Source organism: Prevotella sp. oral taxon 313 (genome assembly GCF_003043935.1).
GTDB classification, from domain to species: domain Bacteria; phylum Bacteroidota; class Bacteroidia; order Bacteroidales; family Bacteroidaceae; genus Prevotella; species Prevotella jejuni.
On the sequence record NZ_PYXE01000001.1, the window covers coordinates 694,176 to 719,573 of the forward strand.

Genomic DNA, 25,398 nt, shown 5'->3' on the forward strand with positions numbered 1-25,398 from the left:
GTTTTATCCTTTTATCTATTAAGAACATTTAATCTTTGAACCCGAAAGCATAGCTAAATAGCATAATTGCTAAACAGAGACAAACCTTATATAGTTATATGCTTATAGCTGTATAAACCTAAAATTATTTATAAACTAAACATTTATTATTCATGAAAAGGATTACTTTATTTGCATCCTTGGCATTGGCAAGCTGTCTCACTGTGAGTGCACAGCGTACGCCAACACATCCATTGGACATCCAGGATGCTAAGTTTGAGAACCTGCCTAACTACCTTGAAGCGTGGCTGAAAGGTGAGATGAAGCAACCACAGGGCGTCAGCGAGATTGACGACCAGTTCTTTATCTCACGTGTTCGTCCACTCGAGCGTATTAAGGATGGCGACTATCAGGTTCATTCAAATGTGAAGCGCGATCGTAAGATGTGTCTGTGGACACCGCTTGACGACCCTACCGCTCAGTGGAAGGCGCTTCCTCGTTATTGCTTTGAGGGCGATAACTTTAGTTTGTGGTCATACATTGACATCCACGGAAACTGGACTTCACCTTGGATTCGTTCTACTGCAGGTCTGACTGACGTTGCTCATAAGAACGGTGTTAGTGTGGGTTGTGTGATGTCTATACCTTACGGCAATACGGTTTACCCAAGTCGATGGAGCTATGACAACTATGGTCGAATTTTATACCAGCTTACTCAGAAGAAGAACGATAAGTTCGTCTATGCAGAGCCATTGGTTCGTATGATGAAGTTTTATGGTATCAATGGTATTGGTTTTAACTCTGAGTTCCATACCAGCTCTTCAGTTATGACACTGTTATCAGACTTCTTTGTGGCATGTCATAAGGAAGCAGAGAAACTCAACTGGAAGTTTGAAGTACATTGGTACGATGGTACAGGTGATGATGGACATATCCACTTTGATGGTGGTTTGGGTTATCATAACCAGAAGATCTTTGGTGATAAGGACAACATTGCTACCGATATGCTCTTTGCTAACTACAACTGGGGTCCAAATCATTTGAGTGGCTCAGTGAGTACAGCTAAGCGTTTGGGTCGTAGTAGCTTCGATTATTATGCAGGCTTTGACATTCAAGGTCGTGGTTTGCGTCAGGCAAGTTGGAGCGCATTGTTAGACAACGATATCTCTATCGGTTTCTGGGGTGCTCACAAGCAGAGTCTTATTCACCAGAGTGCTACCGACAATGGTACATCTGACATTGCTATCCAGAAGACTTATCTGAAGAAGCAGGAGCTTATGTTTAGTGGTGGTTATAACAACCCAGCTTTGTTGCCAGCCATCAATACGGATTGCAATTTGGCTAATGCAAGCTTAAAGAGCTTCCACGGACTTGCTACCTTCCTCACAGCGAAGTCTACTATCCAGCAGGTTCCATTCGTTTCACGCTTTAACCTTGGTAATGGTTTGAGCTTCCGCAAGGATGGTAAGGTTACCTTCAACCACAAGTGGTACAACCTCAACACACAGGATTACATGCCAACATGGCGTTGGTGGATTACTGATGGTGCTGATCAGGTAAACACAGGTAATATCAATAGCCTTGCAAAGGCAGAACTTACCTTCGATGATGCTTACTGGGGTGGTTCATGTTTGTCAATCTCTGGGCAGACAGCATTTTCACGTGTGAAACTCTTTAAGACAATGCTTGAGGTACAGCCAGACTATGAGTTCTCTGTTACCTATAAGACTATCGCAGGCAAGGACACACATGCTAAGTTCTTTGTAGCCCTGAAGGACCACGTCACCGAGTACAAGGAGGTGGCATTGCCAGCTGTTGAGGCAGTAGGCGAGTGGAAGACTTTCAGCGTAAAGGCTTCAGACTTAGGTTTGACTGCTGGTGATAAGGTAGCGATGATGGGACTTGTTGTTGAGAACACTCCAGCTAACTATGAGTTGCGTGTTGGTGAGATGGCACTCCGCGACAATGCAAAAGCCTTCGCTACAGTGGCTCCAACAATCAAGAAGGTTGAGATTCTCCGTGGTCGTTACAACGCTTGTGACTTCAAGATGCAGTATGCTTCTAAGGAAGAATCAGGCTGGGAGAAGACTTATAACGATGAGGTAGGTACATGGTATTATGAAATCTACTTCCAACAGAAAGACCAGCCAGTGCAGTTGCTTACCGCTACAACTTCTTGGGCTGCATACGTTGTTGATGCTCCAATGGTATCAGGTGCTGACAAGCGCGACTGCCGTTTCGGTGTACGTGCCGTATCTCCTGATGGTAAGAAGGGTTCTGACATTGTTTGGTCAGAGTATAAGGAGGTTGCTTACAACCAGCCATTGAGCGATGTCGTTGCTGACCGTCCTGTTATCAAGCCAAACGAAGAGTTCACACTCAAGTATCTTGATGACATGGTTCCTGCCGCTCAGTCATGGAAGTTGAAGAATGCGGTTACTGGTGCTGTTGTTGCTCAGGGCGAAAGCGGTACAAGTGCTAAGTTCACTGTTCCAACAGAGGGTACATACGACCTCGTTGTTATGGATAGCAACGGTAAGGAAGGTGTTATCCGTGGTAAGGTAAAGGTTACTCCAGAGGCTACTGGTGCTGTTCCTCAGATTACCGATATCACTGCTGACAAGACAACAGAAGTGACTGGTAAGAACGTAACTTACACTTACGAGGGTCGTCTCGGTGAGGGCAAGGCGTCACGTGGTCTTGAGATTACCGACCCTAAGATGTTCCGCATCCCTGGTGATGTTCAGCAGGGTAAGTCTTATTCATACGCTCTCTGGTTCAAGGCAGACAAGTTCAGCCATGATAGTCAGGGTACAAACCTTATCAATAAGAACTCTATCCATGACAAGTGGCCACATAACAACTGGGGTGACCTTTGGGTAACTATCCGTCCAGAGTGGCAGGGTCATAGAACGAAGCATGAGGCGAATGAGATTTCGTTCAACACTATGGGTTGGACAGCTCACGATAATCCTTACGAGGACATGATGTCTACTGGTTACAATGTTACTCCTGGTGTATGGAACCATATCGTTGTAACACAGGATGATGGAAATATGCAGAAGATCTACTTCAATGGTCGTAAGGTGGCTGACCACAGCTTCACTGAGTCTAAGCGTCGTGAGGATGTAGTACGTACCGATGGACGTATTGATATCAGTCAGGTAGCTGACATCTTCATCGGTGGTGGTGGTGTCTACAAGAGTGGCTTCAATGGTGTCATTGATGAGGTGCAGGTTTGGAACAGACCACTTACAGACGACGAGGTGTTACAGGCGATGAAGGGCTACAAGGAAGGCGAAGTTCCTGCTGACTTGAAGGCTTACTTTACCTTTGAGGAGGTTGACGGATTGAAGTTTAAGAACCTCGGTACTGCTGGTAGAAACTATGACGGTTCTGTTGTCGTTGTTGCTGGTAGTGGTGGCGAGAACACCTCTGGTGCTTCTTATGTTGACCAAAAGCCAAACAACGATGTATTAGGCTTCCCTGGTGTTGTAGGTACATACGAGATTAAGACTGTTCCTACTTGGACTTTGGGCGATGGTGTTATCTCTTCATCAACTGATAAGACAGCTGTCGTTACCTATGCTGCTCCTGGTAAGAAGAATGTAACCCTGAAGTTGAAGAACGGTTGGGGCGAGGCTGAGAAGACTGTAGAGGAGATTGTTGAGATTACCTCTGAGGCTAACGCTATCGATGCTGTCGATGCTCAGCTTGGCTTCGCTGTTTATCCTAACCCATTCGTTGAGAGCGTAAATCTGCGCTTTGCTGAAAATGGTCGCTACACAATCAACGTTCTCGGTACAACTGGCGCACTCCTCCAGAGCAATAGCTTTGAGGCTGCACAGGGTCAGATAGTAAACGTAGCTATCACTGGCACAAAGGGTATGTACCTCGTTCAGGTGCTTAAGAATGGTAAGGTTTACAAGACCGTGAAGGTTGTGAAGAAGTAGAAAAGCAACCACGACTGGCCCCTCCCCCTTGCCCCTCCCCCATAGGGAGGGGAGTGAAATGTGAGATACCCCAATAATAGGGGATGCGATTCTCCAGTGAACTAATCTTTACTGATAGATGGGAAGTACTGGGAACAACTTGCTTATGAATAGCAGAAAAACATTTCCTGACTAATAGGGGTATCATGCATTCTACTCTCCTTCCTTTGGAGGAGGGGTCGGGGGAGGGGCCGGTTGTGTTTATTTGTGGCTTGTTGTGACTTGTTATTCTCCTTTTATTATATTATGGAAATAATCACTCAATCAAATTACAAGACGACGACGTGGGAGGGTGGGGTCACACGTCAGGTGTTTATATCACCTGCTGATGGTGATTTGTCGGCACGGTGTTTTGACGTGCGTATCTCTTCGGCCATCATTGACAACGTGGAGAGCGAGTTCTCTGATTTCTCTGGTTTCACACGGTATATCCTACCTTTGGAAGGTGAGATTACACTGATAAAAGATAATCAACGTATTGTGCTGTCCCACAATGCTCTGTATGAGTTTGAAGGACACGAACGTGTCTGTTCGGAGAATACGCGAGGAGCAGTGGACTTCAATGTTATTGTGCGCCATGGTGTGACTGTCGATGCTCGTATCTTGTCAGACGAATCCTTCGTTGACAGCCGTCGAACGATCCTCTTTGCCCTTGAGGATTGCTGCGTCAATGCCATTCCCATCCACCGACATGATACTGTCCTCCTCGATGGCCCTTTCTCCTTAGAAGGTAAGGCGGTCGTGGTGAGGGTAGGGGGATAATGTAGCCTTACCCCCAACCCCTCTCCGAATGGCGAGGGGAGTAGTATGTGAGGTTACCCCTACTGGGCTGCTGATAGAAGGAGAAGAAATACTATACGTACACCAAACATGTAGGGGTATCTCGGTGATTACTCCCCTCTCCATTCGGAGAGGGGCTGGGGGTGAGGCCTCTGTTGGCTGTAATGTTCTGTGTTATCGGTTGATTTAATGTCTCTGTGAAACCCTGTGTGTTCTGTTCATCTGTGTTCTTCTGTGAGAGAAAGAACATTTTGAGACTCGCTGGGGAGTTTTTTCTCTCACAGAGCGCACAGAGTTCACTGAGCCTTTTTGCGCACGTTTCGAGCCTACAGAAGGCCTCCGGCATACAGAGTTCACAGAGGCCTTTCAACTAACATTAGCTGTAACGCTCTGTGATATCGGTTGACTTAATGTCTCTGTGAAAGTTTGTGCGTTCTGTTCATTTGTGTTTTTCTGTGAGAAATAGAAAACACCCTCTCTATGAGATGAGACGCATGTAACACGTTGGGGAGTTTTTTCTCTCACGAAGGACTTTTCTTTCTCTCACAGAACTCACAGAGCTAACAGAGCCTTTTTGCGCACAGTTTTGATTCCACAGAAGGCCTCCGGCATACAGAGGTCACAGAGGCCTTTCAACTAAGATTAGCTGTAACGCTCTGTGATATCGGTTGACTTAATGTCTCTGTGGAATGCTGTGTGTTCTGTTCATCTGTGTAAATCTGTGAGAAATAGAAAACACCCTCTCTATGAGATGAGACGCATGTAACATGTTGGGGAGTTTTTCTCTCACGAAGGACTTTTCTTTCTCTCACAGAACTCACAGATTTAACAGAGCCTTTTTGCGCACAGTTTCGAACCCACAGAACGCCTCCGGCATACAGATATCACAGAGCGTTACTGCTATTTTCAATACTAATAAGGGACAACGTAAAGCCTACATCCTTTCCATAGGGGTATCTCGGTAATTATGCCCCTTCGCTTTGCGGGAGGGGAAGGGGGAGGGAGTTAGTATCTTATCTGCGTGTTCCCTCTGTTCTGTGTCATCTGTGAGAGATGGCCCCTAACGACTTGTTGTGTGTTAACTGTGACGGTAGAGAGTCCCATGTGCTTTTCTTGTTTTTATGAAAAACCCTGACAAAATACTATGGAAGAATACTTAATTGATGAGGGGAATATGAATAAGAAAGGAGTCTACAATTGGCAGGAAATCACGGGGTTGTGATGGGGAAAGAAGAGGAGCCCTAATAAGCAGCAAGAGGGGCGTCTTCAAGCAGCAAGAAGGGCGTGTTCTCCATAGGAGAAGGGCGTGTTCTTGACGCATGAGGGGCATGTGTTCGTTAGGAGGGGATGAAAAGAATTTACATTCCCCCTCGTCTGCTACTACTTTTTACGCCTTGTTCTTTGGCTTGGAAGAAGTGCGGAAGCGGGTGTGTTGATAGCCTGCTATTTCCTTTTATATCCTGTTTTTTGGTAGGAAAGGGGTGCGGAAGCGGATGTGTTGATAGCCTGCTATTTCCTTTTATATCCTGCTCTTTGATAAGGAAGGGGTGCGGATGCAGGTGTATTGATAGCCTGCTATTTCCTTTTATATCCTGTTTTTTGGTAGGAAAGGGGGGCGGATGCGGGTGTGTTGATAGCCTGCTATTTCATAGAAACAGCTTGTTTACTCGTTTACTTGTAAACTCCTTTCCTGTTTGAACAATTAACTTGTTAACTCGTCTACTACCCAGTCAACTCGTCAACTGATACCATCAACTCGTTAACTTCTCCGCTTGTTAACTTGTCAACTGACTCTGTCACCTCGCCAACTGATACCGTCACCTCGCTAATTGATACCATTAACTCGTTAACTTGTCTGCTTGTTAACTTGTCAACTGACTCTGTCAACTCGCCAACTGATACCGTCAACTCGCCAACTGACGCAGTCCACCCTTTATTCCTCCTTCTCCGGATAATTGAGATTAGCGTCAGTGATATTATTGAGTACCTCGGTAAGGAATTTTCGTGACTCCCATTTAGCCATGGGGAGGTCGTGAAGGAGGTAGTTACCACAGTCGCGTGGCGCAGCACCAGGGATGTCGCCTTCGAAGTCGGCAACGAACTGGAAGGTGCGACGCATGAGGTCTACGATATCTTTTGAGGCCAAGTCACCACGTAGGATGAGGTAGTTACCCGTCAAGCAACCCATTGGTCCCCAGTAGATAACACGGTCTTTCCACTCGGGATCGTTGCGTAGGAAGGTGGCAGCCAAGTGTTCGATAGCATGGATAGCACCGACATGCAATACTGGTTCTCGGTTTGGTTCTTTCATTCGGATATCGAAGGTAGTAACGGTCTCGTTGCCCACCTCGTCCTTACGACTTACATAAATGCCACGCAGCAGTCGCTCGTGGTCGATGGTGAAGGAAGGAATTTTATTCATTGTCTTTTGTTTTTTGATTCTTAATTTGATTGTTGCTATTGGGCTAATAAGGCTAATGAGGCTAATAGGGCCAATAAGGTTATTGGGCTAATAGGGCCGATGGGGCTAATAGGGCCAATAAGGTTATTGGGCTAATAAGGCTAATGAGGCTAATAGGGCCAATGGGGCTATTGGGCTAATAAGGCTATTGGGCCAATAAGGCTAATAAGGCTAATGAGGCCAATAGGGGCAATAAGGCTAATAACACCCCATCACTCAACACCCATCACCTGCTTCAATCCCCTCTACAAACCGCCTCGTGACCTCGAAGCTACCGTTAGCGATACGCTCCCAGAAGTCGTAGTACTGGCTGGCTTTATGGTCTTTGAGCGGCACATCACTGATGACACGGAAGGAGACGAACGGTGTCTGATAGATATGGCATACCTGCGCAATGGCACAACTCTCCATGTCGACGGCCGTTGCCTCAGGGAAATGCGCCATTATCTCACGCATCTTCTCACGTGAGTTGACAAACCACTCGCCACTTACGGTTAGTCCGGCCTTGATGTGAAGGCCCTCACCGTCCGTCTGACTATTCAGTGACAATGCCCGTTCGATGAGCTTCGAAGGAGCCTTGAAGTGTGCTGGCATACCGATAATCTGACCGTAGGCAACCTCGTTGCCACAGTAGGCATCGTGGTAGGCACACTCCTTCGCCACCACAACATCGGTCACCTCTAACGATGGGTCAGCCCCACCAGCACAGCCACTGGAGATGATTAAGTCGGGATGAAAGCGGTTAATCATCTCGACAGCACCGATGGCTGCGTTCACTTTACCAATGCCACACTGCTGAAGGATGACAGTCTTCTCTCCCAACTGGCCTGAGACGAAGTCTTTATGATTGAAATGCTCCGTCTGAGAATGAGCCAAAATAGCTTTAAGTTGCTCGAACTCTTTGTCCATCGCAACGATGATTCCTATTTTCATAGTGCAAAGGTACGAAAAAGTTATAAGCTGAATATTGTAAGTTATTAGTTTTTTGTATCTTTGCAAACATTATCTTGTACATCCGACAAAAGTAAAATAAATAAGAATGAAAACTTGGAAAAGATATCTACCCGATGTAGTGGTAGTGGTGGTGTTTGCGCTCATCTCATTCGCATACTTCTTTGTTCCCGTCACTCAGGGTAAGATTCTCTATCGCCATGACGCCTCAGCTGGTGTCGGCTCGGCGCAGGAATTGACAGAGTATCAGAACCGTACAGGGGAGACAACACGCTGGACAAACTCTATCTTCGGCGGTATGCCTACCTATCAGATGTCGCCTTCTTACCAGTCGACCGACGGCTTGTCGCAGGTGATGAATGCTTATCACCTGTGGTTACCAGAGAATGTATGGTTCCTCTTTGTCTATCTCTTGGGCTTTTATATCCTCTTGAGAGCCTTCGATTTCCGCCAGTCTCTGGCCGCATTGGGCAGCGTCATGTGGGCTTTCTCGTCCTATTTCCTTATTATCATAGCTGCTGGTCACCTCTGGAAGGTAATGGCTTTGGCCTATCTGCCGCCTATGATAGCGGGTGTAGTACTGGCTTATCGAGGGCGTTACCTGTCTGGTTTCATCGTGACAGCCATCTTCACTGCCTTTGAGGTGAAGGCTAACCATGTGCAGATGACCTATTATTATCTGTTCATCATACTCTTTATGGTCATTGCCTACCTTGTTCAAGCTGTTCGACAGAAGCAGCTTATGGGCTTCCTTAAGGCTACGGGCGTGTTGGCAGTGGCTGCTTTGATTGGTGTATTAATCAATCTCTCAAGCCTTTATCACACCTGGCAGTATCAGAAAGAGAGTATGCGTGGCAAGAGCGAGTTGCTGAAAGCCGATGGAGCCAACCAGACGAGTTCGGGCTTAGACCGTGACTATATCACGCAATGGAGCTACGGTATTGATGAGACAATGACCTTACTTGTGCCCGACGCAAAGGGCGGTGCGAGTGTTCCTCTTAGTAAGAGCGAGACGGCAATGGCTAAGGCTGACCCACAGGTGCAGTCGATGATACCGCAAATCTACGATGCTTTCCCACAATACTTTGGTACACAACCGGGTACGAGCGGCCCTGTCTATGTCGGTGCGTTCGTCCTCTTCCTCTTCATCTTAGGCCTCTTCTTGGTGAAGGGGGCTACGAAATGGGCCCTTGTGGCAGCCACCGTACTGTCTATCCTACTCTCATGGGGACATAACTTCATGGGCTTCACGAACTTCTTCCTCGACTATATACCGATGTATGCAAAGTTCCGAACGGTGGCGAGTATCCTTGTCATTGCCGAATTTACTATCCCTCTCTTGGCTGCCCTGACGTTGAAACGCCTCGTGGACGAGCCCGACCTCTTGGGAAAGAAGATGAAGTATGCTTATATCAGCCTTGCTCTGACAGCTGGTGTGGCCTTCTTAGTGGCTTTGTTCCCCGATATGATGGGTCCGTTTGTGAGCGATCAGGAACGCCAAATGCTTGGTAGTGTGCAGGGAATGGACGCTAACACGGCTGGTACTATCCTTTCTAACATCTCAACGATGCGTGCGGCTATGGTCAGCGCTGACGCTTGGCGTTCGGTTGTCATCATCCTTATCGGCTTTGCCCTACTCTTCGTTTATAAGATGAAGAATCTCCGTGCCGACTATATGGTGGCTGCTTTGTTAGTGCTTTGTCTTGTGGATATGTGGCAGGTGGACAAGCGCTACCTCAATGACGAGATGTTTGTACCGAAGAGCGAACGTGATATGCCACAACAGCCAACGGCTGCTGACACGGAGATAAATAAGGATAAGAGCCTTGACTATCGTGTATTGAATTTCGCTTCGAATACTTTTAACGAGAACGAGACCTCTTACTTCCACAAGAGTATCGGTGGTTATCACCCTGCTAAGCTCCGTCGTTATCAAGAGATGATCGATGCTTACATCGCTCCGGAGATGCAGAAGGCGATGCAGGCCATTGCTGCTACGGGCGGTAACATGCGTGCGGTGGATGGTGTGAAGACCTTCCCTGTGCTGAATATGTTGAATACGAAGTACTTTATCTTACCTTTGCAGGGTGGTCAAACAGCACCTCTACTGAACCCATACGCACAGGGTAACGGCTGGTTTGTCGATAAACTAACCTTTGTCGACGATGCTAATGCGGAGTATGCAGCGGTTGGTAAGATCGATGTACGGCATGAAGCGGTTGCTGATAAGAAGTTTGAAGCAGCGTTAGGACAGGCGAAGGCGAACGACTCAACGGCCTTCGTTAAGCTTGATAAGTATGAACCAAACAACCTGCAGTACACTGTTTCGTCACGCAACGGCGGTGTGGTAGTCTTCTCTGAGGTCTACTACCCTGGTTGGAAGGCAACTATCGATGGTCAGCCTGCCGAGATTGGCCGTGTAAACTATATCCTCCGTGCTGTGAGTGTGAAGCCGGGTAAACACACTGTGGTGCTCGATTTCCACCCAACAAGTATCTCTACCACTGAGACCATCGCCTATATCGCTATCGTGATCTTGCTCCTCGCCATCGCTGGCGCTGGGTATGTAGAGTGGAAGAAGAGGGGGAAATAGCAACCCCAACAGCCAAGGGGGTGGCCCCTCCCCCAACCCCTCCCCCGTAGGGAGGGGAGTGATCACCGAGATACCCCTTAGGTCCTCTTAAGGATTGGAAGGGGTGGGGGTGAACGGTGGTCGGCGATGGGATGAGCGTAGATTGGTGTCGTGATGGCACAAGCAAAGGGTCTGGGGTTGTATATATAATAAGGTATAGGCCTGCAAATCATGTTCAGATAGTGAACTGATGTGGGTCTGGGGCTATATATATAATAAGGTATAGGCTTTCAGCTTACGGTCGGGTAGTGAACTGATGTGGGTCTGGGGCTGTATATATAATAAGGTGGACGCATGTTGCTGGGGCCTGTTGTGGGTTGTATCGGCTGTCGCGTCCACTATAATGAGTTTGCTTCTTGGAGAGGAGTGACGATGAGTCAGGATAATAAATAGATAAGGCGTACTATGGTGTCCTTGTGGGGATTGCAATAAGTAGTACGCCTATTAATAAAATAAACACATTTATGATTATGGATACATATATGTTTCTGATCCCTGTTGTGGCGATTATTATCATTTGTCTAATAGTGCTCTACGCACGTTATGTGGGTAGAAAGAGTAGGGGACGGTATGCTGCTGCGGCAATGCGCTTTATCGAAAAGGACTATCCAGAGATTGACATACGGGATAAACGATACCTGTCAACACGTGTCGACTATAACATCATTAGTCGTCATGTGCCTGTGCTCGTGGTCTATAACAGCCATGAACTGCATCTCGTACCTATCCATGCCTTGGCTATCCCGCCTTTCTATAACATCCGACATAATGATCACCATGCGAAGGACATGGAACATCTGCTCATGGACGACGTGAAAGCGATAGTTCTCGACCGCCGTGGACGACTACATATACAGCGGGAAGAGGGTAACGACATCGTCCTCAAAGTGGGCGAAAACAATGTCTTCCACGAAAATCAACACGAGGAGGCTGTGCACTTCTTGGCTACGTTGAAGAAAGCAGCGGATAAGGTGGTGTTGTAAAAGGGGTGGAAACAGGCGTAGATTGTAGCGGCCCCTCCCCCGGCCCCTCCCCCGTAGGGAGGGGAGTGAAATGTGAGGTTACCCCTATTGGGCTGCTTGCATGGGGCGTGGTGAGGTTTTTCTCTCACGCTGGTGAGTTTTTTCTCTCACAGAGCGCACAGAGTTCACTGAGCAATTTTGCGCACAGTTTCGAGCCCACAGAAGGCCTTCGGCATACAGAGTTCACAGAGCGTTACTGCTAAAGGTGGCTGTAAGGTTCTGTGAAATCGGTTGACTTAATGTCTCTGTGAAACTTTGTGTGTTCTGTTCATCTGTGTTTTTCTGTGAGAAATAGAATGCACCCACTGTATGATACAACACATAAACAACTCGCTGGGGAGTTTTATCTCTCACGCTGGTGAGTTTTTTCTCTCACAGAGCGCACAGAGTTCACTGAGCAATTTTGCGCACAGTTTCGAGCCCACAGAAGGCCTTCGGCATACAGAGTTCACAGAGCGTTACTGCTAAAGGTGGCTGTAAGGTTCTGTGAAATCGGTTGACTTAATGTCTCTGTGAAACTTTGTGTGTTCTGTTCATCTGTGTTTTTCTGTGAGAAATAGAATGCACCCACTGTATGATACAACACATAAACAACTCGCTGGGGAGTTTTATCTCTCACGCTGGTGAGTTTTTTCTCTCACAGAGCGCACAGAGTTCACTGAGCAATTTTGCGCACAGTTTCGAGTCCACAGAACGCCTCCGGCATACAGAGAACACAGAGGCCTCACCCCCAGCCCCTCTCCGAATGGAGAGGGGAGTAGTATGTGAGGTTACCCCTTTTGGCCTGCTACTGATAGCAGATGGGCCGCTAAACATCTGGAGGACATATAGGGGTATCTCGGTGATTACTCCCCTCTCCATTCGGAGAGGGGCTGGGGGGTGAGGCTTCAGAAGGCCTTCGGCATACAGAGTTCACAGAGCGTTACTGCTTTCTTTGGGGTGATGTATGTGAAAGAGGAGAGTTAATAAGATGGTAAATAATCATTACAGCCAACTAAGCTAAACTCCCTCACGTGAGGGCAATAAGGTCCATAGTATCGATTTTTATAACCTTCAAGAAATCAGAAAGTTATGTGTTGCGTTTGAGGACATGCCCTTCTTGCATGAAGAAGACGCCCTTCTTGAACGTTGAAAGGCATGTTCTTGAACGGAGAAGGGCCTCTTCTTGTATCAAACTCGGCTCCCTTTCGATTGTAGAAGGGATTGGTTAGCGAAAAAAAATTACATTTCCTGCTCGCATAATTAGCACACCTGCTGGTGATGACCCCTCCTCCCTCCCCAGCTGTTCAGTTCTACGAGGCACTGCCTCGTAGCCTCCGACCCCTGCTGTCCCTACTCTCGTCGCCTGCTGTTCAGTTCTACGAGGAACTGCCTCGTAGCCCTCCTCTCTCCTTGAAACATATAAAAAAGCATAAAAAAGCACAACTAAACGCACAGAGATTTGGCTATTCACATTTTTATATGTACCTTTGCAAGCCGTATCAACTTAGGATAACGGAATATAGCTATAGTTTTAGGAGGAAATAGTAAACCATTCATGAGACAACTTAAGATTTCAAAAAGTATCACTAACCGTTCCAGTGAGGCACTCGATAAGTACCTTGTTGAGATCGGACGTGAGCCGATGATTACCGTTGACGAGGAGATTGAACTGGCACAGGAAATCCATAAGGGCGGCCGAAAAGGCGAACGCGCGAAGGAGAAACTGATTAAGGCTAACCTCCGTTTCGTCGTCTCTGTGGCTAAACAATACCAACACCAAGGTCTCTCCCTGACCGACCTTATCGACGAGGGAAACATTGGTTTGGTTAAAGCGGCCGAGAAGTTCGATGAGACTCGTGGCTTTAAGTTTATCTCGTATGCTGTCTGGTGGATCCGTCAAAGTATTCTGCAAGCTATCGCTGAGCAGAGCCGTATTGTGCGACTACCGCTCAATCAGGTGGGTGCTATATCTAAGATTAATCAGGTGACGAACGAGTTTGTGCAGCAACACAACCGTCGTCCTTCTATCCACGAGTTGGCTGAGTTGACTGGTATCGACGAGGCTCGCATCCGTCAAAGTCAAAGTGCTGACAACCACCACATGAGTATCGACGCTCCTTTCAGTGATGATGACGATAACTCAATGAGTGATATGCTCTCGTCAGGTGACGACTCTCGCACCGACCGCAGCGTCGATTTCGAGTCTATGTCAGACGACCTTCGGGCCGTTCTACAGAACACTCTTAAGGATAGAGAGATAAAGATTGTCACCGAGTGCTTCGGTATTGGCTGTCAAGAGAAGGGTCTGGAAGAGATTGGAACAGAGATGGGTCTTACCCGTGAGCGTGTTCGCCAGATTCGTGAGAAGGCTATCGAGAAGATTCGTGAGAGCGGTAATGCTCGCGTACTCATGAAGTACTTGGGCTAAGAAAGGCTACAACAAAACATTAATGATAGATGTGGATGTGTCGAATAGGGCGCATCCACTTTTTTTGTTTAGGCTGATGAAGAATCGTGAGGGGCGAAGGGAGCTTTGCAATAAGTCTTTCTCTTCTAAGCGACTGAGTAGGACAATAAAACCAAAACACCATCGTTATATAAGGTATGAAACGTAAGGACATTCAGAAATACATATTACTACTTTTGTTCATCGTGGCTGCTCAGATAGCAGTTGCACAATCATTTACGCTACAAGGGAAGGTTTCTGACAAGGACGGGAACCCTATCGAGTTAGCTTCAGTGATGGTTGTTACGCAAGGAAAACTGTCGATGACCAACCTGAAAGGTGAGTTCAATATGCAACTACAGAGTGAAGACTCTGTGAAGGTGCGCTTTTCTATGATTGGATACAGGACTAAGACGAGGATTCTCGTGCGCCCAAAAGGGAAGCAGACAATGCTCGTTCAGCTTGCTGACGACAACGAACTGCAAGAGGTGGTAGTGCAAGGAAAGACCAAGCAGCACGGTACGACGGAGGAGTTAGACGTTCAGAAGACGAAGCAAGGACCCTCTACTTCAGGCAACGCTGTCGAAGAGTTAGTACAGACACAGGCGGGTGTTTCGACCCACTCTGAACTCTCCTCGCAGTATAACGTGCGTGGAGGAACATTCGACGAGAACTCTGTCTATATCAATAACATAGAGGTGTTCCGCCCTTTCTTAGTGCGAAGTGGACAGCAGGAGGGACTCTCCATCATCAATCCCGACATGGTTGAGAGTATCGGATTCTCAACGGGTGGCTTCGAAGCAAAGTATGGTGACAAGATGAGTTCGGCTTTAGACATCACTTATAAACGGCCGAAGAGGACCGAGGCAACGGTTTCGGCCTCTCTCTTAGGGGCTTCGGCCTACCTCGGACTGGCTGCGAAGAAGTTGACGTGGACCAATGGTGTGCGTTATAAAACTAATCGTTATCTCCTTGGATCACTACAGACAAAGGGCGAATATCGGCCGTCGTTCCTCGATTACCAGACATATCTCTCATGGAAACCCAACAAGCGTTGGCAGGTGGACTTTATCGGTAATATATCAGAAAACCGTTATGACTTTGAGCCAGAAGACCGAGAAACGAACTTTGGAACGCTTCAGAACGTCAAGAAGTTCCGTGTCTACTTCGATGGAAAGGAACGAGACCTCTTCAGAACCTTCTTTGGTTCGTTGGCGATCACACGCCATTTGAGTGCTCACACCGACCTTTCTCTCCTCGCTTCGGCCTTCACAACGAAGGAGCAGGAGCGTTATGACATCCAAGGACAGTACTGGCTCACACAGACGGAGACGTCTGAGAACCTCGGGGTGGGTACGTATATGCAGCATTCCCGCGACTATCTTAATGCGAATGTGCGCAGTTTGAAACTGATGATGCAGCACCGCATGGGTAAACACAGGCTCGAAGGGGCTGTGACTTATAAGCTCGAACGCATCAAGGAGAACTCGGCTGAATATGAATACCGTGACTCGGCAGGGTATAACGTACCGCATACTGGGCGCGACTTAAAGATGATCTATTCGCTTCGGGCTCGTAACGAACTGAATGCGAAACGCTTCGAAAGCTACTTACAAGACACGTGGAACTTCCAAACACGTGACTCTGTTCCGACGTTGTTCACGCTGAACTATGGCGTACGCTTTGCCCATTGGGACTTTAATGGGGAGAGTCTGTTCTCTCCTCGAGCCTCGTTGACGATCACACCGGGCAGGAACCGCAACCTAAGTTTCCGTCTTGCTGGGGGCATCTACTACCAGGCTCCGTTCTATAAGGAGCTCCGCGACACGTCAATCGTCAATGGTGTCACCTACGCAACACTGAACCAGAAGATACGAGCACAGCAGTCTATCCATGCGTTGGCAGGCATGACTTATCGCTTCGAGATGATGGGGCGGCCGTTTAAGTTCACTGCTGAGGCTTATTACAAGGCGCTCTCACGGCTCGTCCCTTACTCGGTCGACAATGTGAAGGTGACTTATTACGGTGAGAACACAGCCTCGGGTCATGCCACAGGTCTCGACCTCAAGCTCTTTGGTGAGTTTGTTCCGGGGGCTGACTCATGGCTGACACTTAGCGTGATGAACACGAGTATGAAATTGAATGGTAAGCGTATTCCACTCCCAACCGACCAACGCTATGCGCTAAACCTATACTTTACAGACTTCTTCCCAGGGACTACACGATGGCGTATGTCGCTCAAATTGGCCTATGCCGACGGTCTGCCGTTCTCTGCACCACACAAGGAACTGGAGAACAACACCTTCCGTGCACCCGCTTATAAGCGTGCCGACATCGGTATGAGCTACCGACTATTAGACAACCATGACGGTCGCAGCAATACAGTCTTTAAGAACATCTGGCTTGGAATAGACTGTTTAAACCTCTTCGGGATAAACAACGTCAACTCATACTACTGGGTTACCGACATCGCCGGACAGCAGTATGCAGTGCCAAACTACCTCACTGGCCGACAAATAAACGGTAGGGTCACTGTGGAGTTTTAGGGGAGAAGGAAGCAAAACAGCACCAGGTGTCGGCCCCTCCCCCGTCCCCTCCCCCAAAGGGAGGGGCGTGATTACCGAGATACCCCCATAGTCTGCAAAACGCTTCGGCCTTTTGTTATTGATATACTCTCATAGTTTGCGCAACGTTTTAGCCTTTTGTTATTGAGAAAATCTCATGGTCTGCGCAACGTCTCAGCCTTATGTTATTGAGAGAGCCTCATAGTCTGCAAAACGTTTCAGCCTTTTGTTATTGAGAAAATCTCATGGTCTGTGCAACGTTTCAGCCTTTTGTTATTGAGAGAGTCTCATGGTCTGCGAAACGTTTCAGCCTTTTGTTATTGAGATACTCTCATAGTCTGCACAACGTTTCAGCCTTTTGTTATTGATAAAACCCCATACTCTACGCAACGTTTCAGCCTTTTGTTATTGAGATACTCTCATAGTCTGAGTAACGTTTCAGCCTTTTGTTACCGATATACTATCATAGTCTATGAAGCGTTTCAGCCTTTTGTTATTGAGAGAGTCTCACGGTTTGAGAAATGTTTTAGCCTTTAGTTACTAAGATACTCTTATTGTCTTCGTAACGTTTTAGTTTTCAGTATATTCTACAAAAGTAATCTGTCTTATTGTTCTCATGCTTTCTCTGCGTACAGTAGGGTATGGGCAGCTTATTATCCTTATATTTTCTTCATCCTTTTAAGACCTGATTAACGAACAAAACACAGCGATTCAATCCACGATATGAGTTGACTAATCCCACCAAAACCCCACCCCCTCCTTTTGTTTTCTCCCTTCTCTCTGTTATTCTCCTTCATCTACATTACACACTCCAATCCCCCTCTACTTTATTTCCCATCCCTTTCACCCTCTGTTACTACCCCCCGTCCTCATGTTACCCTGTCTCCTCTTCCCCTGTTACTATCCCCTGTTCCTTTGTTACTCTGTCTCCTCATACCCTGTCTCTCCTCTCCTCATCCCCTGTTACTACCCCCTGTTCCTTTGTTACTCTGTCTTCTCTTACCCTGTCTCTCCTCTCCTCATCCTCTGTTACTATCCCTCGTTCCTTTGTTACTCTGTCCCCCTTTTACCCTGTCTCCCCTTCCTGTCGTGTAAAGAATGTTTACCTGTCCTTTCCACAGGGGCCTTTACTCTGTCCAAGACAAGGCCTTTCAAGCATGCAGAACATGCCTTTCTTGCCCCTTGAAGACGCCCTTCTTGCCCCTTGAACATGCCCTTCTTGGAGACACGTGTTCAAGTCTTTGATAGTAAGTAGGTTACGATAGTCAGATAAACGGATATGAAGAGCTTTTCTAAGTGGTTCGGTTAACGTGTCTGTAAAGATATTTCATAGTAACAGAACCTTGCGATTTTCATGGAAGAAGAGTCCCCACACAGGCCGTTCCCCCAGTCCTATCCTCGTGTAGAGGGAATGAAAAGACACAAAGAAACCCCTACAAGAGCACTTACACACACATACAGTGCACCGTAAGTCAATCTCTTTGTAGGGGTATCTCAGTAGCGTTAGCGTTCAAGCCTTATAGTCCCTTATTGCGAATAGGGTCATTATACTGCACCTGAAGCTGCAGGAGTTGCTTCTTCAAGTTCTTTGTTAGCTTCTCCGTACCAGGTTTCCCGTAGATATTATGCATCTGTTCAGGGTCTTTCTTTAGGTCGTATAGCTCCCAAGAGTCGATATCGTTGTAGAAATGAATGAGCGTGTATCGCTTCGTACGAATACCATAGTGGCGGCAAACAGAGTGCTCGGCAGGGTATTCGTAGTAGTGATAATAGAGCGACTTGCGCCAGTCTGATGGCTTCTTACCCTCTAACAGAGGTAGGAACGAACGCCCCTGTATATCGGAAGGTATCTTTGCGCCAGCCACATCGAGGAATGTTGGAGCATAATCGATGTTCTGTACCATCTCGTTGATAACGCCATGCTTACCCCCAGGGAAGTAGATCAATAGCGGCGTGCGGAACGACTCCTCATACATAAAACGCTTGTCGAACCATCCATGTTCGCCCATGTAGAACCCCTGATCAGAGGTGTAGACGATCATTGTATTGTCCAGTAAGTTATGTTCACGGAGGTATTCAATGACACGTCCAACGTTACGGTCGACAGAATGAATTACTCGCATGTAGTCGTGCATATAGCGTTGATACTTCCATTCAGCCAGTGCCTTACCAGAGAGTTTATCCTCCTTAAACTTCTTGATGATAGGGTCGTAATAGCTATCCCACTGTGCACGTTGTGAAGGCGACATGCGGTTGTAGTTCGCACGTCCCCATGGTTCAAGTCCTGTAGTAGTATGGATCTCGTTCTCTTTATCGGCCATCTTATTATCGTAGACAAGGTCCATATCCTTGATGATGCTCATCTTCTGCTTCTGAGCAGCAAGTCTTCCAGCATAGTCATCATAGAAGGTTTTAGGCAACGGATAGGTCACGTCGTCATAAAGACGCAAGTCGCAAGTGTCAGGATTCCATACTCTATGAGGCGCTTTATTGTGCATTAGCAGACAGAAAGGCTTTGTCTTATCGCGTTTATGCTCCATCCAGTCTATCGCCATGTCTGCAATAATATTCGTGACATAGCCCGAACGGCGTATTCTCTTCCCATTGCTAAGGAAGTCAGGGTTGTAGTAGTCGCCCTGTCCGATGAGGATGTCCCAGTAATTAAAGCCTGTTGGGAGTGAGGTGAGATGCCATTTTCCAATCATGGCAGTCTGGTAGCCCTGCTTCTGAAGCAGCTTTGGGAAGGTCTGCTGACTACCATCAAAGGTCTTGGTGTTGTCGGTGAAGCCATTAGCATGGCTGTGTTTACCAGTGAGCATACAAGCACGTGAAGGCCCACTAAGCGAGTTTGCGACGAAACTCTCTTGGAACTTCACACCGTTATCAGCCAGCCAATCGATGTTAGGAGTACTGATAAACCGTTTGTCATACGCACTGATCGTCTGATACGAATGGTCATCGCTCATAATGAAAACGATGTTCATCGGTTTCTTCTGTGCCTGCGCAGGAACGACCGCACCCATTGCCAGTGCCCCTGTCAAGCCATATAATACTTTTGTTTGCATATATATAAAGTTGTTTATCTCTACTTGTAGCGGTATAACGCATGCTTCCTTACACCCAAGAAGACAGTAGTAGATTTAGACATAAATGCTTTGATTTAGGTTTACTGGTGCAAATATAACACTTTTTTTATAGTGTACAAAGAGAAAGGAGGTTTTATTCATGATGAGAGGGAAGTGGTGGCCTAACACTGACCCCAGCTGGCCTTGCTCTTTTCCCCAGCTGGCCCCTCCCCCAACCCCTCCCCCGCAGGGAGGGGCGTAGTATGTGAGGTTACCCCTACTGGCCTGCTTGCATGGGGCGTGGTGAGGTCTTTCTCTCACGCTGGTGAGGTTTTTCTCTCACAGAGCGCACAGAGTTCACGGAGCTTTTTGGCGCACATTTCGAGCCCACAGAAGGCCTCCGGCATACAGAGTTCACAGAGCGTTACTGCTAATGTTGGCACGAATAAGGGACAACAAGTAGCCTACATCCTTCTTATAGGGGTATCTCGGTGATCACTCCCCTTCCCTTCGGGGGAGGGGACGGGGGAGGGGCCACTACTTGCTTTGAATGCTGTGTGTTCTGTTCATCTGTGTTATTCTGTGAGAAATAGAACGCACCCACTCTATGAGATGACACACAAACAACTCGGTGGGGAGTTTTTTCTCTCACAGAACTCACAGATTTAACAGAACCTTTTTGCGCACTGTTTCGACTCCACAGAAGGCCTCCGGCATACAGAATTCACAGAACGTTACTGCCAAAGACGGCTGTAAGGTTCTGTGAAATCGGTTGACTTAATGTCTCTGTGGAGACCTGTGTATTCTGTTCTTCTGTGTTCTCTGTGAGAAAGAGAACGCACCCTCTCGATGAGATAAGGCCTATGAGATTCGCTGGGGAGTACCTTCTCTCACAGAGAACACAGAACATTACTGCTATCGGAGGAGGTTAAGTCTTTGAAAGATGATATGCAATGAGCCAATAAAAAAACATTACATTAATTGGCTTCTAACTCCCTTAATAAGGAGGAATAATATCTTCTGCTATGATGTTCGTAAACTACATGAAATCAGAAGGTTATGAGGTGCGTTGGAGAAGGGCCTCTTCAAGGGGCAAGAAGGGCGTGTTCTATAGGCAAGAAGAGCATGTTCTCGAACGTAGAAAGGCATGGTCTTGAAGCTTGAAAAGCATGTGCTGGAAAGAAGGAATGCGAAAGATGTTTACAAGTTTGGACTTGCGTAGTGACAGGTAGGTGCTTGCGTAGTAGCAGGTTGAGTTGAGAGTAGTGACAGATAGGTGCTGAAGTCGTGATAGGTTGGGTTGGGTGTAGTGACAGGTAGGTGCTGAAGTCGTGATAGGTTGAGTTGAGAGTAGTGACAGATAGGTGCTGAAAAAGTGATAGGTTGGATTGGGTGTAGTGGCAAGTAGGTGCTGGCGTAGTGACAAGTTGATGTGGGCGTAGTGACAAGATGGGGCAGGGTAGGGGACAAGTGAGGATAGGACTCGTTGGCTATCAAGGCCATATATTGTGCTCTACCACATGTCGCCTATACCATAGGGCTTTGTTTCGTTGATATTTCTCTCCCATGCTTCCGTTAAGAAGGGATAGACTAAGACGGGTTTGCTGACCAATCTGCCGTCCTTCGTAAGTTGCTTTTCGTCAGCGACAGAGGCCTTGGGGATGTAAATCTTCAGCGGTTGGTCTACGTTAGGGGAAGGCAATGAAAGGAGGTAGACATCCTCTTCTAATAGTTTGCCATCATGGAGTAAGGTGAATTGATAGGATGTGTTCGACTTTAAGGAATCGATGGGCAGCTGGCTTATTGTGGGCGTGTGCCGATAATTAGGGTAGTGTTTACGCACCCATGCAGGGAGCTGCTTGTGGATAAACAGCCAGTCGTTCTCTGTGAGTGGGAGGGGTTGTGGATTTAAGAGCTTATATTTCCCGATAATCTTATAGCCCCTATCCAACCAACTATCGACGACTACGGGACCCATACCGTTCGTGCATACATACGTTGGTCTTGTCGTTTTCCAAACAAGAAAAGCGATAATGAGCGTGCAAAGTATCGACGAAATGAAAAGAAACTTTCGTGGTAATCTATATAAAAACAGCATCGTTTCTGAGATTGATAAGTCTTTTTTAGCTCCTAATTCCTCACTGACCTGAATGGAGAACACATAGAAGAATCGGTACAAAAGGGGGCTGCTCGGTGGCTTGTCATATAGTGAAATCCACTTTGTTAAGCGTTGGAAACAAGCGAAACAGACTGAGCACCGACTTGACAAATGTACGAATAAAATTCGACAATAGCCTTGCTTTGGACCGAATATTTCCTGTCATGGGTGGTCGGAGACGGCCGTCAGTATGCTTGTCAATAAGATGCTCGGAGCGTGAGGGGCATTGTAAAGTAAAAGAAATGGCGAGATAAACGTCTTAAAATCAGCCGATAACGCAGGAAGAAGGCGTACGACAGTAGGGCTGTAGATCTTGATGAACAACATCGTTCAGCCTGTTTATGTGCCCATTCTCACCATCGGTAGCAGATAGACAATCGTCTTTTCGAGCCCATAAGATAGTGGCCCCTCCCCCAACCCCTCCCCCGCAGGGAGGGGCGTAATATGTGAGGTTACCCCTATAGGCCTGCTTGCATACTTTGTAGAAGGTTTTCTCTCACAGAACTCACAGATGTAACAGAACCTTTTGGCGCACAGTTTCGATCTCACAGAAGGCCTCCGGCATACAGAATTCACAGAGCGTTACAGCCATTGTAAATATGAATAAGGAACAACAAAAAGCCTATATCCACTCTATAGGGGTATCTCGGTGATCACGCCCCTTCCCTTCGGGGGAGGGGACGGGGGAGGGGCCAGTTGGGGACGGGGGAGGGGTTTATACCTTTCTTCTGTGTTCCTCCGTGAGAAGCAGACGTTTTTCTGTTTCGTAATAAGAGTTTTATAACTTGTGTAAATACTATAGTTTCATATACATAGAGTACTAAAAAAAGTAGAGTAACACGCTCATCTGTTACTCTACTCTTTCTTAGTTCATCTGTTACTCTGTCTTTCTAATATCCTGCCAGAGCACATATTTTGTCGACTCGTTACCTCGTCTACTCATCAACTGGGTACTTGTTCTCCTGTTACTCTGTCTTTCTATACCCTGTCTGAGCACGTATCTTGTCGGCAGGCCACCCCTGTCCCCCTCTTACTCTGTCTTATTTAATGAGCAACTTCTTACCATTACGGATGACAATACCTCTGTGGTTTTTGCCAACAGAGCGGCCTGTTAGGTCGTAAGTGGTAGTGGCGTCTTGTTGAAGAGTCAGACCGCTAATACCCGTAGAAGTCTTTTTAACTTCTGTAGGAACGAAGGTTGAGCCACCATCCTTACCCCCTGTCCAATAAGCGAGGTTGTTATTAGCGCGATAGTTGAGGCCGTAGCCCTCTGGATTACAGATGTAGAAACCTGCCTCATCATTAGGACTAACATTCAAGAACCAGCCACTTGTGTAGCCTGTAGGAAGTTCGCTTGCTGACTCAAGGGTAGCGTAGGTGAAGCCACCAGCATTACCCGAGCCCTTTGGAGACGCCGACGCAAGCACGTGTGTAGGTCCTACTGCCTTATTAATAAGGTGGAATCCGCCGTAAGGGTCACCTGTCAATGCCCAGAGCGCAGCATCCTTGTCAGTGTCAGACTGGTCTATGAAGTAGACATTCGGAGCGTAGGTTCGTGAAGAGACCCACTTTGGCTGTGAGCTAACCTTTAGGTTATACCAAGTCGTATCAGTAGCTGTTGCAACCTTCATCGGACCCGTCCACACGGCGTTAATACGTACGGTGGCAGGGAGAGAGGTAACGGTCTGTGTATCAGAAGATAGTTCTACGAAATCTCTGTTGAGGCCTTCTGGAATCGTCACCGCCCCCGTCTTGGCACCATTGACAACTGTTGAATATACAAACTCATTGTTGAAATAAACCTCGTAGGTTAAGGTTGTCTTCGCATCTATGAATATTCCTTCAAGCGAAACATCGCCATCAACCATCTCAGCAGGCAGGGTGAAGGTGCCATCTTCATTGAAACGCTCACGTGGAACGAGCTCATCAACATACTGGTAGGTGCCGTGGCTGAGGCTGTCGCCTGTGAGGTTGTAGCCATGACGTACCCTTAATCCATTGAAATTGAACCCGTGTTCGGGCTTCATCTTGATGGTGAAGGGTTGTCCGAATGGTATGCTGAGGTTGTTGAGTTCGGTGTCATCGGCCGCAACAACCTTTCCGTTGAGTGCCCCTTGGGTAATCGTCACATTGTCACCATGCACATTAAGGCGAATGTCCATGGCTCCTCCGCCATTATTAATAATGTGGTTATTAGTCTCGATACTACCTCCTGCATCCGAAGAGTTCCAATCCACCTTGTAACGCATGCGGTAGAAACCATGCTGAAGGTTGTCGGGAAGGGTGAAGGCCGGCATGACGAGCGTGTTACGACCATTGCCTGAAATCTCCGTACCGGCACTGTTAAAGCCGCTGTTCTCGTCAGATGCGGATAGGAAAGAGTAGGCCATCAATTCGTTACCAGCGTCAGGAACAATCTGTCCTGCCTCCACCTTCGGTTCAAAGCGCCCGTTGTTGTTCAGGTCAACATATACATAACTGTGCATCCAAATGCCCTTGTACTGAACAGCCGGGGTGAGTGTCTCGCCCGGTTTGGCCCAGAAAGCCCGCTTGCTGAGGTAGGTGTAGGCTGGAGTAGACGACGAGATGTCGCCATAGACAGCTATGGTTTGGTTGCCGAGGCTGATACCCTTGAGTCCACGATCAGTTCGTGTGCACTTCTGATCTTTGTTATAATTCATCGGATAGTCCTCACGGTTGGTTGTTGTGAAGACCTCGTTGTTCACGACAATATTATCGATATAAGCGAGGAAATCATCTTTAAGACCGTTGGAGTCCTCACAGTCGACTACAACTACAAGACTATGGATGTCAATACCACCTGCCCCTTTGACTGGGAAGACCGCATCTACCCACTTGTTAGGCTCAATCTCCTTTGTAGAGAACTCCCAGAACTGCTCTGTATCAGCACTCTGACCGGGCCGGTCGGTACGTTTTCCGAGTCCGATGAGCATGGTGCGTCCCGCTTTCGGCTTATGTATCATCACATGAACATACTTAGTTTCCTTGGTCAAAGCGAAGGGCTGCTTTAGATCTATGCGTGCACCGAATGTGTTTGAACCGTAGCGTGAACGCTGGAAGCCCAACACCTTGTCTGAAGTGTTCGGTGTTGACTTCAACACATCATCATAGTTTTTATCGATGTTGCTCACCACCTGCACGTTACCTTGCAGTGTTGCGGGCTGTCCGTCATGGCTACGGAAAGGCGACTTCAGCCATGTGTCGTAGACACCAATAGCCTGATAGTCTTGGTTCTCGAAGTCTATTCTAACCTCATCTGTGGTCTGTGCGTGAAGTAATGAGCTGCAGAACAATAGGCCACAAGCTGCTAATATATTCTTTTTCATACTGTTTCTCATGTCAAAG

Annotated in this window: 12 protein-coding genes; 6 read left to right on the plus strand and 6 right to left on the minus strand. The window is 47.3% G+C overall.

Annotated features, from left to right (window positions below; translation table 11 throughout):
* Positions 1-152 precede the first annotated feature (152 nt).
* Positions 153-3,932: an endo-beta-N-acetylglucosaminidase gene (locus AXF23_RS02730; protein WP_107624210.1), complete on the plus strand. Its 3,780-nt coding sequence runs from the start codon at positions 153-155 to the stop codon at positions 3,930-3,932.
* A gap of 285 nt (positions 3,933-4,217) precedes the next feature.
* Positions 4,218-4,733, plus strand: coding sequence for a HutD family protein (locus AXF23_RS02735; RefSeq protein WP_107624211.1), 516 nt, complete (start codon positions 4,218-4,220; stop codon positions 4,731-4,733).
* Between the two features lie 1,951 nt (positions 4,734-6,684).
* Here AXF23_RS02735 and AXF23_RS02745 read toward each other — a convergent pair.
* Both AXF23_RS02745 and AXF23_RS02750 read right to left on the minus strand, forming a co-directional pair.
* On the minus strand, positions 6,685-7,173 hold the full coding sequence (locus AXF23_RS02745) for an S-ribosylhomocysteine lyase (protein WP_009010381.1): 489 nt from the start codon (positions 7,171-7,173) through the stop codon (positions 6,685-6,687).
* Between the two features lie 255 nt (positions 7,174-7,428).
* On the minus strand, positions 7,429-8,145 hold the full coding sequence (locus AXF23_RS02750; protein ID WP_107624212.1) for a 5'-methylthioadenosine/adenosylhomocysteine nucleosidase: 717 nt from the start codon (positions 8,143-8,145) through the stop codon (positions 7,429-7,431).
* A gap of 106 nt (positions 8,146-8,251) precedes the next feature.
* Between AXF23_RS02750 and AXF23_RS02755 the strand changes: the two genes are divergently transcribed.
* The 4 genes from AXF23_RS02755 (at position 8,252) to AXF23_RS02780 (ending at position 16,791) form a co-directional block, all read left to right on the plus strand.
* Complete coding sequence (locus AXF23_RS02755; protein ID WP_107624213.1) at positions 8,252-10,756, plus strand: YfhO family protein; 2,505 nt, start codon at positions 8,252-8,254, stop codon at positions 10,754-10,756.
* 509 nt (positions 10,757-11,265) lie between these two features.
* Positions 11,266-11,778 carry a hypothetical protein gene (locus AXF23_RS02760; RefSeq protein WP_146156727.1) on the plus strand — a complete coding sequence of 171 codons (513 nt, stop codon included), beginning with the start codon at positions 11,266-11,268 and terminating at the stop codon, positions 11,776-11,778.
* Positions 11,779-13,354: 1,576 nt separating this feature from the next.
* On the plus strand, positions 13,355-14,227 hold the full coding sequence (locus tag AXF23_RS02775; RefSeq protein WP_009010387.1) for a sigma-70 family RNA polymerase sigma factor: 873 nt from the start codon (positions 13,355-13,357) through the stop codon (positions 14,225-14,227).
* Positions 14,228-14,403: 176 nt separating this feature from the next.
* Positions 14,404-16,791 carry a TonB-dependent receptor gene (locus AXF23_RS02780; RefSeq protein ID WP_107624215.1) on the plus strand — a complete coding sequence of 796 codons (2,388 nt, stop codon included), beginning with the start codon at positions 14,404-14,406 and terminating at the stop codon, positions 16,789-16,791.
* A gap of 1,535 nt (positions 16,792-18,326) precedes the next feature.
* Here AXF23_RS02780 and AXF23_RS02785 read toward each other — a convergent pair.
* From AXF23_RS02785 to AXF23_RS02800, 4 genes are all read right to left on the minus strand, one after another.
* Entirely contained in the window at positions 18,327-19,874 is a 1,548-nt protein-coding gene (locus tag AXF23_RS02785) for a sulfatase family protein (RefSeq protein WP_009010390.1), read from the minus strand.
* A gap of 1,200 nt (positions 19,875-21,074) precedes the next feature.
* Entirely contained in the window at positions 21,075-21,377 is a 303-nt protein-coding gene (locus tag AXF23_RS15800) for a hypothetical protein (RefSeq protein WP_146156728.1), read from the minus strand.
* Between the two features lie 10 nt (positions 21,378-21,387).
* Positions 21,388-21,852: a hypothetical protein gene (locus AXF23_RS02795; protein WP_107624216.1), complete on the minus strand. Its 465-nt coding sequence runs from the start codon at positions 21,850-21,852 to the stop codon at positions 21,388-21,390.
* A gap of 1,220 nt (positions 21,853-23,072) precedes the next feature.
* Positions 23,073-25,379 (minus strand): GEVED domain-containing protein, encoded by a 2,307-nt coding sequence (locus tag AXF23_RS02800; protein ID WP_233251226.1) that lies wholly within the window; start codon positions 25,377-25,379, stop codon positions 23,073-23,075.
* Positions 25,380-25,398: the final 19 nt, after the last annotated feature.